The 12,615-nt window shown below is 46.3% G+C and carries 10 protein-coding genes, 1 tRNA gene and 2 pseudogenes; 4 read left to right on the top strand and 9 right to left on the bottom strand.

What is annotated here, in order from left to right; all coding sequences use genetic code 11:
• Nucleotides 1-6: 6 nt before the first annotated feature.
• Nucleotides 7-1,174 (bottom strand): IS3 family transposase gene (locus tag FTE26_RS14395; protein ID WP_260734176.1). Its coding sequence is split into 2 segments (ribosomal slippage): nt 7-922 and nt 921-1,174, totalling 1,170 coding nucleotides; the frame shifts between segments, so codons are not numbered across the junction.
• 87 nt (nt 1,175-1,261) lie between these two features.
• The gene (locus FTE26_RS14390) at nt 1,262-1,465 is read right to left on the bottom strand and encodes an MFS transporter (RefSeq protein ID WP_000355616.1); all 204 of its coding nucleotides are present in this window, start codon (nt 1,463-1,465) and stop codon (nt 1,262-1,264) included.
• Nucleotides 1,466-1,487: 22 nt separating this feature from the next.
• On the opposite strand from FTE26_RS14390, the gene FTE26_RS14385 reads away from it, so the two are divergent.
• Nucleotides 1,488-1,745, top strand: a complete 258-nt coding sequence (locus FTE26_RS14385; protein WP_000254998.1) for a surface-adhesin E family protein — start codon at nt 1,488-1,490, stop codon at nt 1,743-1,745.
• Between the two features lie 52 nt (nt 1,746-1,797).
• On the opposite strand, the gene ythA is transcribed toward FTE26_RS14385, so the two are convergent.
• The 3 genes from ythA to FTE26_RS14370 are packed head-to-tail and all read right to left on the bottom strand — an operon-like array spanning nt 1,798 to nt 4,313.
• The gene (ythA, locus tag FTE26_RS14380; RefSeq protein WP_000594405.1) at nt 1,798-1,923 is read right to left on the bottom strand and encodes a protein YthA; all 126 of its coding nucleotides are present in this window, start codon (nt 1,921-1,923) and stop codon (nt 1,798-1,800) included.
• A gap of 42 nt (nt 1,924-1,965) precedes the next feature.
• Nucleotides 1,966-3,084, bottom strand: a complete 1,119-nt coding sequence (gene nanY, locus FTE26_RS14375) for a 2,7-anhydro-N-acetylneuraminate hydratase (protein ID WP_000611568.1) — start codon at nt 3,082-3,084, stop codon at nt 1,966-1,968.
• Nucleotides 3,085-3,095: 11 nt separating this feature from the next.
• Nucleotides 3,096-4,313: an MFS transporter gene (locus FTE26_RS14370; RefSeq protein ID WP_000179692.1), complete on the bottom strand. Its 1,218-nt coding sequence runs from the start codon at nt 4,311-4,313 to the stop codon at nt 3,096-3,098.
• A 608-nt stretch (nt 4,314-4,921) separates the two neighbouring features.
• Between FTE26_RS14370 and FTE26_RS14365 the strand changes: the two genes are divergently transcribed.
• Nucleotides 4,922-6,268, top strand: coding sequence for an IS4-like element IS4 family transposase (locus FTE26_RS14365; RefSeq protein ID WP_000483778.1), 1,347 nt, complete (start codon nt 4,922-4,924; stop codon nt 6,266-6,268).
• 513 nt (nt 6,269-6,781) lie between these two features.
• Here FTE26_RS14365 and FTE26_RS14360 read toward each other — a convergent pair.
• Nucleotides 6,782-7,011 (bottom strand): annotated as a pseudogene (locus FTE26_RS14360) (transposase domain-containing protein); the annotation flags it as partial.
• 583 nt (nt 7,012-7,594) lie between these two features.
• On the opposite strand from FTE26_RS14360, the pseudogene FTE26_RS14355 reads away from it, so the two are divergent.
• Nucleotides 7,595-8,779, top strand: a pseudogene (locus FTE26_RS14355) (phosphoethanolamine transferase); the annotation flags it as partial.
• Nucleotides 8,780-9,095: 316 nt separating this feature from the next.
• Here FTE26_RS14355 and FTE26_RS14350 read toward each other — a convergent pair.
• Both FTE26_RS14350 and FTE26_RS14345 read right to left on the bottom strand, forming a co-directional pair.
• Nucleotides 9,096-10,361 (bottom strand): tyrosine-type recombinase/integrase, encoded by a 1,266-nt coding sequence (locus tag FTE26_RS14350; RefSeq protein ID WP_001218934.1) that lies wholly within the window; start codon nt 10,359-10,361, stop codon nt 9,096-9,098.
• A 186-nt stretch (nt 10,362-10,547) separates the two neighbouring features.
• Nucleotides 10,548-10,632: transfer RNA gene (locus FTE26_RS14345), tRNA-Leu, on the bottom strand.
• Between the two features lie 195 nt (nt 10,633-10,827).
• On the opposite strand from FTE26_RS14345, the gene ahr reads away from it, so the two are divergent.
• Nucleotides 10,828-11,847, top strand: coding sequence for an NADPH-dependent aldehyde reductase Ahr (ahr, locus tag FTE26_RS14340; protein ID WP_024198508.1), 1,020 nt, complete (start codon nt 10,828-10,830; stop codon nt 11,845-11,847).
• A 3-nt stretch (nt 11,848-11,850) separates the two neighbouring features.
• Here ahr and idnK read toward each other — a convergent pair whose 3' ends face one another.
• Nucleotides 11,851-12,414 (bottom strand): gluconokinase, encoded by a 564-nt coding sequence (idnK, locus tag FTE26_RS14335; protein WP_000896738.1) that lies wholly within the window; start codon nt 12,412-12,414, stop codon nt 11,851-11,853.
• Nucleotides 12,415-12,615 lie beyond the last annotated feature (201 nt).

Here is a 12,615-nt window from a genome sequence, read left to right as displayed (position 1 = left end):
TTGTGGTCAACTAAAACTGGCCTCCGCGTTAGAGTTTTTCCAGTATCGGTTTTCTGATTCGTTTGGTGGTAACCCACCATTATATTCGTGCGGTCTTAGTGCGCTGTAATATCCAACGATATAGTCCGTTATTGCGTGAGCTGCATCGCTGAAGCTTACATAGCCCGTCGCTGGCACCCATTCGTTCTTCAGACTCCTGAAGAAGCGCTCCATTGGGCTGTTATCCCAGCAGTTTCCACGCCGACTCATACTCTGCCTGATCCGGTATCGCCACAGTAACTGCCGGAACTGCCTGCTCGTATAATGACTGCCTTGATCGCTGTGGAACATCACCCCGACGGGCTTACCACGGGTTTCCCATGCCATTTCCAGTGCTTTCATGGTAAGCCTGCTGTCCGGCGAGAACGACATGGCCCAGCCCACTGGTTTTCTTGCGAACAGGTCGAGAACAACGGCGAGGTACGCCCAGCGCTTACCCGTCCAGATATAGGTCACATCACCGCACCACACCTGATTTGGCTCGGTCACGGCGAACTGCCTTTCAAGGTAGTTAGGGATAGCAACATGTTCATGACCACCACGTTTATACCGGTGAGTCGGCTGCTGACAGCTGACCAGCCCCAGCTCTTTCATGAGCCTGCCAGCAAGCCAGCGTCCCATCTGGTAGCCTCTCCGGGTTGCCATTGTGGCGATGCTTCTTGCTCCGGCCGAACCGTGGCTGATGCCATGTAGCTCAAGTACCTGACTGCGTAATACAGCCCGTCTGCCGTCTGGTTTTTCAGGACGGTTTTTCCAGTATCTGTAGCTGCTGCGATGAACCCCGAACACATGGCAGAGTGTGACCACAGGATAATGCGCTCTGAGTTTCCCGATTATCGAGAACTGTTCAGGGAGTCTGACATCAAGAGCGCGGTAGCCTTTTTAATATTTCATTCTCCATTTCAATGCGTTGTAGCTTTTTCCTCAGCTTACGTATTTCGATTTGTTCTGGTGTTATCGGAGAGGCTTTTGGTGTTTTGCCCTGACGCTCATCACGCAGTTGTTTGACCCATCTTGTCATTGTGGAAAGGCCAACATCCATAGCTTTCGCGGCATCTGCCACCGTGTATTTCTGGTCAACAACCAGTTGAGCGGATTCGCGTTTAAACTCTGCGCTGAAATTTCTTTTTTTCATTGGAGCACCTGTGTTGTTCTGAGGTGAGCATATCACCTCTGTTCAGGTGGCCAAATTCAGTGTGCCACTTCAGCCCTGATTCGACTTTTACAATGACTTATCTGGACGCATGAAGAACGTCAGGAATATACCAATAACAAGCAATGCGACGGAACCGTAGAATGGTAAACTCCAGTTGCCTGTTTTGTCGATAATAATGCCAAAGGCGATAGGTGAAATAATGTCGGCGACAGCGGAACCGGCGTTCATCAATCCGCTGGCAATTCCCACATACTTCGGCGTAATATCCATCGGGACAGCCCGGATAGGCCCAATGGTCAGCTCATCGGCCAGCAATGTCGTGAACTGTGAGACGAAACAGCGTACACAGTTTGAATGTATCTACTTTTCCCAATACTGGGCGAAGGGAGATTTTATTGCGAAGCCCGCGCCAATTGGTCAGTGGGAACCTTATTCGGAAGAGTCACTACTTGGCATCATCGTCACCAGCGTCTGTCGTATTAAAGTCGCGATGCTAAAACCTGAACCTCCCAGAGATCCCCATATCCCGCTGATGGGGGATTTTAACTAAAACTTAGCGCTATCGCTGCGTATCGTAACTATCCCGTATTACGTAGCGTAAATTATGACGCCATATGGGGAACAAATACACAGAGGAAGAAAAAGATTAGATTGGTTTTAAGGGATGTTTTTATCATAAATGGCACTGCTAAAATTATGAGATTATCGAAGATAAAATTCTTGATCATACATAAAAGGCCTCCTGAATTAAATCAAGAGGCGTATAGTTTTTACATTACTGATGTATGTTTAATGATCTCACTGATTTTCACTTTCCTGTCCTGCGATCTTGAAAGAGTGGCAGCATCAGCAGTAGCAATCGCCGACATGGCCGCCTCACCATTGAGAAGGTCAATATAATCTTCTTCAGGTTTTGCACCACAGAGGATATTATGGAGGAATAACGTCTCCTTTCTTATTAAACTGGCAAGCCATAATGGTGTTTTTTTTCCTGGATGACCATATGCTATAGCGCCATCCATTTCTGAGGTCATATTGCCTTTCCGACGATCATCATCTTCTTCTTGTGTTTCATGGACCAAAAAATGCTTTGTCTGACCGCCAATCCTAAGTGACCCTGCTGTTTCTTGCATATCAATTTTAATAGAGCCTTTAGTTCCATTGATGATGACATAATGTTCCGGCCAGTTAAATGCACTCCCCCACTCTAAGGTTGCTAGTTTTCCTGACGGGAATTCCAAGGTCATAAATAACATATCATCTTCATTGCCAAATCCTGGACCAGAATGGGCCAAATTTCCACCAATCATAGTAACCGTCTCTGGTATTTCTCCAAGTAAATGCTGAACACAATCTAACTCATGTATATGATGATATAGATGTCCACCAGATTGTTCTTTCATCTTTTTCCAGGAAAGTCTCTCTTGTTTGTTTTCCCAGCCATTTCTCTTAGTATGACATGATAATATTTCGCCGATAACACCTTCTTTAATTAACTTCCGTGCATATTGAACCCCATTGAAAAAATTCATAATATGCCCGGCCATAAAGGTCACACCAGCTTCTTTACACGCTTTGACCATATCCACACAATCTTCATAACTTAATGCAATTGGTTTTTCACAAAAAACATGCTTCTTATTCTTTGCTGCTTTAATTACTGGTTCTTTATGCAGATAATTTGGGGTGGCTACGATCACGCAATCGACTAATTTACTTGAGACTAAAGCATCCAAGCTTGACATATTGATACACTGCAATTCACGGGCAATATTTTCTCCATTTTCAGGATCGTATACACATGTAATTTTTGCATTATCATGCATATTCATAAAACGAGCTAATTCAGCGCCAAAGTATCCAACACCAACAACGCCATAATTAATCATAAAGCCTCCAATTATTTAGCCACGGATAGTTTATAAATTTTACCTGGAATATCAAAACCAACTAACAAAATTAATAAGGCAGAGAATGCAACCGTAACAATGAATAATGAAACACCTAAGCCATAATATCCTGAAATGTATGTAGCTAATACAGGTGCGGCCATTCCTCCAGTTGCCCCTAAGTTATAAATAAGACCGGTCCCTAATCCTCTTAATTTTGTTGGAAAGTAATCATATATAAATTTTGGAACCAACCCTGCAATACCTAAATTTGTAAACATTAATCCAAAGAGACATAATCCTATAAGAGAAGAGTTTTTCACAGAAATAAAAAAAAGAGGACAAAGGAAAACAAATGAAGTTATTAGACCGACTACAAAGGCTTTTTTTACACCAATCTTATCACCAACAAAACCAAAAAATATTGTACCTGTCAGTGTTCCTAAACCTGCTATTGTCATCAGAGTTGAAATAACCACTGTATTAACTCCATTATCTGCCAGGTAGGAAGGAAGTAGTCCGTTTATCGGCCAGTTTGCACCAAATAGACAAAAACAGACGAGGAAAACGATCATAGAGATTGAAAGATGTGGTTTTCTGAAGACAGACAAAAAAGTTGATTTATCCTTATATTTATCTTCAATCCACTCCTGACTTTCTGGAGCACTTTTTCTGATCCAAAGAACTAGTAAAACTGGTAACAGGCCTATAAAAAAAGAGTTTCTCCATCCATATACTTCAGCAAACTGAGGGATTATTTGTGCCGCAATAATATTTCCAACAGAAAAACCACTTACCAAAAAAGCACTAGCTTTAGATTGAAGATTTTTAGGCCAACTTTCTACCGCATAAGTTGAAGCACATGCATATTCACCAGACATCCCTAAGCCAACAATAAAACGGCAAACTGCGAGCATATATAAGTTTGTAGCAATACCGCTAAGGCCTGTTCCGACTGAGTAAATGATAATTGCCCACATCATCATTGGCTTACGACCATATTTATCAGCCATGGCACCAAAAAAACCACCTCCAATAGGTCTGGCTATGAAGGCCACTGTCCCTATTAAAGTAGCCTGAATATCCGTAATGCCAAGATCTGCTTTTATAATATGAAGAATGTAAAATATCATCATAAAATCAAAGCCATCAAATACATATCCAAGCCATGCGGAAAAAAGAGCTTTCCGTTGTGGTGGATTAACTTGTTTATACCATGCTGTTGCCATATTTGTTTCCTGTGTTATTCTAATATAGCCCTTAAAGTAAATATTAGGGAGCCTCAACAATATCCAGAAATAATTATATTGTCTTCAAATACGCCAGTACTATTGATTGTTATCAATACCTAATCCGTACAATCTTTTCCTCCATTTCTTCTTAACATATTTCACTCTATGAAAGATAAAACTGATACCCACCTACAGTTTTGGGTCACCAACAAAAAACAATGTTCGCCAGATATTCCACCACTGGCACAGTTCAACCCTGCTTCAAAAATTGACTTATTCATTGTGCTCATTTTCGTAGTCCGTTCAGGTTGAATAAAACTCCCTTAGTCAAATGAGGAAAGACTGAGAGGTTATTACTTTAGCTTACGTTATAGCTGTTTTCCTTTGCAGTATTTCTTTGCTTTTCTGTATACCTTTATACCTGTTATACCAGATCAAAAAACAAGCAATCCACATAACAAAACGCGTTTTGTTACTGATGTCACAAATTGAGCATATTTTTGTAGCTGATAGTTTGTTACAAACACCAGAACCAAGATTAATGCCGATCAGTTAAGGATCAGTTGACCGATCCAGTGGCTGTGTAAGAATCCGGAAACGCTCACTTGTTTCCGGATTTTTTTATGCACATTGGACAGGCTCTTGATCTGGTATCCCGTTACAATTCTCTGCGTAACCCACTGACTTCTCTGGGGGATTACCTCGACCCCGAACTCATCTCTCGTTGCCTTGCCGAATCAGGTACTGTAACGCTACGCAAGCGCCGTCTTCCCCTCGAAATGATGGTCTGGTGTATTGTTGGCATGGCGCTTGAGCGTAAAGAACCTCTTCACCAGATTGTGAATCGCCTGGACATCATGCTGCCGGGCAATCGCCCCTTCGTTGCCCCCAGTGCCGTTATTCAGGCCCGCCAGCGCCTGGGAAGTGAGGCTGTCCGCCACGTGTTCACGAAAACAGCGCAGCTCTGGCATAACGCCACGCCGCATCCGCACTGGTGCGGCCTGACCCTGCTGGCCATCGATGGTGTGTTCTGGCGCACACCGGATACACCAGAGAACGATGCAGCCTTCCCCCGCCAGACACATGCCGGGAACCCGGCGCTCTACCCGCAGGTCAAAATGGTCTGCCAGATGGAACTGACCAGCCATCTGCTGACGGCTGCAGCCTTCGGCACGATGAAGAACAGCGAAAATGAGCTTGCTGAGCAACTTATAGAACAAACCGGCGATAACACTCTGACGTTAATGGATAAAGGTTATTACTCACTGGGACTGTTAAATGCCTGGAGCCTGGCGGGAGAACACCGCCACTGGATGATACCTCTCAGAAAGGGAGCGCAATATGAAGAGATCAGAAAACTGGGTAAAGGCGATCATCTGGTGAAGCTGAAAACCAGCCCGCAGGCACGAAAAAAGTGGCCGGGACTGGGAAATGAAGTGACTGCCCGCCTGCTGACCGTGACGCGCAAAGGAAAAGTCTGCCATCTGCTGACGTCGATGACGGACGCCATGCGCTTCCCCGGAGGAGAAATGGGGGATCTGTACAGTCATCGCTGGGAAATCGAACTGGGATACAGGGAGATAAAACAGACGATGCAACGGAGCAGGCTGACGCTGAGAAGTAAAAAGCCGGAGCTTGTGGAGCAAGAGCTGTGGGGTGTCTTACTGGCTTATAATCTGGTGAGATATCAGATGATTAAAATGGCGGAACATCTGAAAGGTTACTGGCCGAATCAACTGAGTTTCTCAGAATCATGCGGAATGGTGATGAGAATGCTGATGACATTGCAGGGCGCTTCACCGGGACGTATACCGGAGCTGATGCGCGATCTTGCAAGTATGGGACAACTTGTGAAATTACCGACAAGAAGGGAAAGGGCCTTCCCGAGAGTGGTAAAGGAGAGGCCCTGGAAATACCCCACAGCCCCGAAAAAGAGCCAGTCAGTTGCTTAACTGACTGGCATTACAGAACCAAGATGCCTATTTCGTTTCAGCATCAACTGTTAAATTATCTGGTTGCCAACGAGAATACTGAGCTTTTTTGTCCCCAAGACTGACCGTCAACGCCACAATCTTTGACTGTTTGACATTGTCATGCCCGCAGGCCAGCGGATCTAAAGACATTAGACTGCTTGCATCAGCCAGTTGCGTATCTGGCTATGTCCCTTAATTGGTAAGGGTTCGAGGAACTCAACATTAACGCATTTTTCAGCGCATCACCGACAGTGTATATGAACGATTGCACTCTGACGATGGTTGATTTATTTGGTTGCGTAGGGGCTAGCTAGTCTGGTACCGGAGGCTGGATCTAAAGTACTGACCCCAGGAATAACGCCGGGCTGACTCATATTCTGACCCATTGTCAGCCCGCGTGTTTACTGCTCTAGCTCATTTCCTGTTGTCAGGCGTTCAATTCCCAACTGCAGGTTATGGCCCGGTGCACAAACACCTGACGGCAGGTATCACTTACCCGAAGAAGGTAAAGCCCTCAAGAGGCAGTAACTCAGCCAACCTCTCCTCCGGCCACTCAGGCAGACGCGTCAGGACGTCCGTCAGCCAAGCATGTGGCTCCAGACTGCGGTTCCCAGAAGGCTCATTATCTGTGCCGCGCGGTTCCCGGCCATCAGTGAACCAGCGAACAACCAGGCCTTTCGTCCCATAACGACCGGACGGATAGCACGCTCGCAGATATTGTTGTGTGTGCCTTGAAATGCACGATCTTTCCGTCGGTGAAAGTCCGCCCCGGCTAACTCTCGCTCCGACTGGAAGGACAAGAAGCGGTCCAGGAGGTAACAAAAGGGCTGAATCTCTCCCTGAAACGACTTCTTCAGGAAGTCAACGGGTTATGCGGGCCGTAACGTGAGTGAACACTGAGCAGCCATCGAAATGCCGTCGAGGGTGCTGACACGCCACAATAACGGGGAAGGCCGACGATGACCGGGAAGAGAGTGAGAAAGGCATCGGTCATACCCACCGGGGTTGTGGTGTCAGCATGCATAACAATTGATCGATCGTGCAACAAGAGAAGTCCATAACGATGTCTGTCCGGGTGACGGGCAACAACGCCTCGCGAGGGGGTGAATCGGTTGTTATGGATGGCAGATGGGGTGTAGTAGTGAAAATACTGAGTAATGTCAGAGGAGCGAAGGCCCCCTCTTGCAGTACCAGTGTAACATGCAGGAAGAGCCCGGGGATTGCCATCAGCCTCACAACCCCGCTCGAACCGGTTCAGAACCTACAGAAAACACTACAGGAGAAAGCAAAGTGAACCGCCCCGTGTTTCCTGTTTATCATTTTCTGGTCAGTGCCGCGATTCTGGTATTCGTGGTGATTTTCTGGCGGACACACCATCGCGACCACCGTAACTGGCTGGCTCTACGGCTATTCGTATTATGCTCTGTAAACCGTTGGCCATTGCGGATGGTTAAAGGAACAGTTGTGGGGACAACTGACACATTACGTGAAATGCAGCGTTATGAACAACTGAGTCAGCACGGGGCTGACAACTGGAAAATCCAGCCGGGAGCACCGTTATATGATACGATTGTTATTGTCACTGGTGAGAGTGTGCGCAGGGATTATATGTCAGTGTATGGCTATCCCGTACCAACCACACCGTGGCTGAATACGGCACCCGGTTTATTTATTGACGATTATACCTCGACAGCCTCCAGTACAGTGTCTTCCCTGAGCCGGACACTGATTTATGACTATGAGCAGAACCCTGATTCCGGCAACAATGTGGTGGCGCTGGCAGCAAAAGCAGGATACAGCACATGGTGGATATCCAATCAAGGAAAACTGGGGGAGCATGACACACGCATCTCTGTTATTGCTTCTGATGCGGAGCATGCCACTTTCCTCAAGAAAGGCAGCTTCGCTTCCCGTAAAACAGATGACAAACTGTTGTTACAGGAAACAGAACGTGCGCTGGCGGATACATCCTCTCCGAAGATAATTTTCCTGCACATGATGGGTTCTCATCCAAATCCGTGTGACAGCCTTAACTCCTGGCCGAATAATTACCTGGAGCAGTATCCCCGAAAAATTGCCTGTTACCTCGCCAGCATCAGTAAACTGGATAACTTTCTTGGCCAGCTTGATGGTATCCTTCGCCGGTACTCACGTCATTTCGCCATGCTTTACTTTTCTGGCCTTGGGCTGTCGGTCAGCGACAGTGCCAATCCTGTTCATCATTATGGTCATGTGCAGGGAGGCTACAGTGTGCCACTGATTATTACCGCCAGTGACATAACGTCTCATCAGCCCGTCAGTAGAAAAATCAGTGCCCGTCATTTCGCAGGTATTTTTCAGTGGATGACCGGTATTTGTACTGAAAATATACCGCCATTCAATCCGCTGACAGACGAAGATAATTAAACTGTTATGGTTTTTAAGGGAGAGAGGAATATACCGGCAGACAGTTTGAAACCTCAGCCACTTATTCTTCCTGATCACAGGTAATCATATATGGCAGACTGTAATACAGTCGCTTGTACTGAAAAGTATTCTGTATAAAATATCCGTATTCATATCAGCACAAGGGATCATCAAATCCCTGCAGCACTCCTTACGTCAGTTATCCCGCATCACCCTGTGAGTACAGGATTTTTTATGAGGTTACTTTTTTATTGAAAGTATATAAATAATGAATAACCGCGGATTCTGATAATCCCCCCTGCAGGGAGCGGTAAATAGTAAATACATCAGTTAATACCGTTTGTCTTTTTTAACAAAGAAAATAATCCTAGAATAATTCCCGGGCATTTGCCCGGGATGATTACTGTTTTAATGGATTATTAATCTTTGCATATTCAAATGGACTGATAAATCTTTCTCTGTTTACATCCAGAAAATCGGCCCACCACTGTAGCATCAATCGCCGTTCTTCCAGATGCTCTGCTTTATGGATATACGCGGCCCTCACTGAATTTCGCTCCATGTGGCTCATCTGACGTTCAACAGCATCACGAGACCACAAACCTGATTCGACCAATGAACTACAGGCCATTGTTCGAAAGCCATGACCACAAACCTCTACTTTTGTATCATACCCCATGACCCGTAACGCACTATTTACCGTATTCTCACTCATGGGTTTGTGCGAATCGTGATCACCAATAAATATCAAGTCATGGGCCCCATAAAACTGTTTTATCTGCTTTAAAATTGCAAGAGCTTGCGTTGAAAGAGGCACTAGATGCGTTGTACGCATTTTTGAGCCTCTATGGGAATGTTTCACTCCAGGAATAGGCTCCCGCTCCGGTGGGATAGTCCATATAGACGCTTCGAAATCGATCTCTGACCAACGAGCAAAACGCAGCTCACTGGACCGAATAAAGATCAGCAAAGTGAGTTCTATCGCCCATCGGGTTAGCGGCCTACCAGTATAGCTATCTATTTTTGTAAGCAACTCAGGGATGCGCTTTAATTCAAGCGCGGGACGATGTTGTCGATTACAGGAAGCAACCGCCCCAGCCATCTCTTGTGCCGGGTTATAATCAATTAACCCACTTTGCACTGCATAGCGCATGATGGCTGTAGTGCGCTGCTGAAGACGAGCGGCCACTTCAAGACGTCCAGACATTTCTACGGCCTTAATAGGTGCTAATAAATCTCGAGTTTTTAACTCAGCGATATTACGTTCACCAAGCGCTGCAAAAAGATTATCTTCAAGACTTTTTAGCACACGATGGGCGTGATCTTCAGACCACTTTTTATTGGTGCCATGCCACTCAATCGCGACTTCTTTAAAGGTTCGTGCTTTACTCTGTTCAACCTTATCATTTTTCTTTTTGTCTCCCGGATCGACGCCATTCGCAAGCAGGTTACGCGCCTCGTCACGACGTACTCTGGCATCCGCTAGTGTGATTTCAGGATAAACCCCAAGTGCCAGCATTTTTTGCTTTCCCTCATAACGGTACTGCAAACGCCAGTACTTAGAACCATTTGGATGGACAAGCAGATGCATACCGCCACCATCAGTCAGCTTATATTGCTTATCCGTTGGCTTGGCTGCTCTGACTTTGATATCTGTTAATGCCATGCGTATTCCCTCCCTGTTGGTACAAGCATTATCGAACCGGAAATACCATCATCTGTACCAACATATGTTGGTAGATGTACGTTGATATCGGTTGACCTTGAGAGAGTTAATATAGCGGGAAAGATAGATAAACCCTGGATTTCAGGCATAAAAAAAGACCTCAGTTGAGGTCTATTTACATACTTTTGGTGCCGAAGGCCGGACTCGAACCGGCACGTATTTCTACGGTTGATTTTGAATCAACTGCGTCTACCGATTTCGCCACTTCGGCACTGAAGAGGTATGCGGAAAACGTTGTGGATTATACCTGTCGCACGCCACCATGCAAGCGCCAGCTTGCTCGCACCTCGCTAAGTGCTGAAATTTTCAGCATTGCATACAGCGATGTGTAACCTTTGTCACACTCCAGGCACCCCGCCCTACCATGCTCTACACTTCCCAGACAACACCAGAGAAGGACAAAAATATGTCGATGATAAAAAGCTATGCCGCAAAAGAGGCTGGCGGTAAACTGGAAGTTTATGAGTACGATCCCGGTGAACTGAAACCACAAGATGTCGAAGTGCAGGTGGATTACTGCGGGATCTGCCATTCCGATCTGTCGATGATCGACAACGAATGGGGATTTTCACAGTATCCGCTGGTTGCCGGGCATGAGGTGATTGGGTGCGTGGTGGCGCTCGGGAGCGCCGCGCAGGATAAAGGTTTGCAGGTCGGTCAGCGTGTCGGGATTGGCTGGACGGCGCGTAGCTGTGGTCACTGCGACGCCTGTATTAGCGGTAATCAGATCAACTGTGAGCAAGGTGCGGTGCCGACGATTATGAATCGTGGCGGCTTTGCTGAGAAGTTGCGTGCGGACTGGCAATGGGTGATTCCACTGCCAGAAAATATCGACATTGAATCTGCCGGGCCACTGTTGTGCGGCGGTATCACGGTCTTTAAACCACTGTTGATGCACCATATCACTGCCACCAGCCGCGTTGGGGTAATTGGTATTGGCGGGCTGGGGCATATCGCTATAAAACTTCTGCACGCAATGGGATGCGAGGTGACGGCCTTTAGTTCGAATCCGGCGAAAGAGCAGGAGGTGCTGGCGATGGGTGCCGATAAAGTGGTGAATAGCCGCGATCCGCAGGCACTGAAGGCTCTGGCGGGGCAGTTTGATCTCATTATCAACACCGTCAACGTCAGCCTCGACTGGCAGCCTTATTTTGAGGCGCTGACGTATGGCGGTAATTTCCATACAGTCGGCGCGGTCCTCACGCCGCTGTCTGTTCCGGCCTTTACGTTAATTGCGGGCGACCGCAGCGTCTCTGGTTCAGCAACCGGTACACCTCATGAGCTGCGTAAGCTGATGCGCTTTGCCGCCCGCAGCAAGGTTGCGCCGACTACCGAACTGTTCCCGATGTCGAAAATTAACGACGCCATTCAGCATGTACGCGATGGTAAAGCGCGCTACCGCGTGGTGTTGAAAGCAGATTTTTGAAAATCATTCGCAGCGCTGATCTGAGGCGCTGCCCTCTTTCGCACATATTCTGTTTTGTCTTATCGCCAGCACAGCCTGCCGACATTGTTCGGTGACATTGGCAATATCATGGTTGATATCAATGCGCACAATATCCTGTTCATCTGCTTGTGGTCGCTCCAGCGCCTCAAACTGACTTTTTAGTAACGCTACCGGCATAAAATGCCCAGCCCGACGCTGCATTCGCGCGAGAATAGTTTCATAATCGCCATCTAACCAGAGGAAATGAACATGGGGGCTACCCTTGCGTAAAATATCACGATACTGTTTTTTTAATGATGAACAGACAATAAATCCTGTTTCATTCTTTTTATAAAGACTGTATGAAGCATCATTTAAGCGTTCCAGCCAGGGAAGTCGATCTTCATCAGATAATGGAATGCCTTGCGACATTTTATCTATATTTTTGGCTGGATGAAGATCGTCACCATCAATAAATTTCGCAGACAATAACGCGGCAACCTTGCTACCAATTAATGTTTTACCACTCCCTGATACGCCCATCAAAATAAAGCTTTCACCCGCCATTTAAAATCTCCTGAATCATCTTACCTGCGGCGATACTACGCCTGGCGGCATAATAATTTCACGTTTTTTTATTTCTGTTGATAAGAATTACAAGGCACATCACGTTATGCGTAACATAGTAATGTAACAATTTTCTGACGTGATCTTCATCACAAATAATGACAATTAAAACCGCTTAAATGCTTCCGAGGTGTCTACCTG

The organism is Escherichia sp. S10b (genome assembly GCF_028421345.1).
Taxonomy (GTDB): domain Bacteria; phylum Pseudomonadota; class Gammaproteobacteria; order Enterobacterales; family Enterobacteriaceae; genus ECMA0423.
The sequence above is the reverse complement of the archived record's forward strand: the minus strand, read 5'-3'. Positions and strand labels throughout refer to the sequence as shown.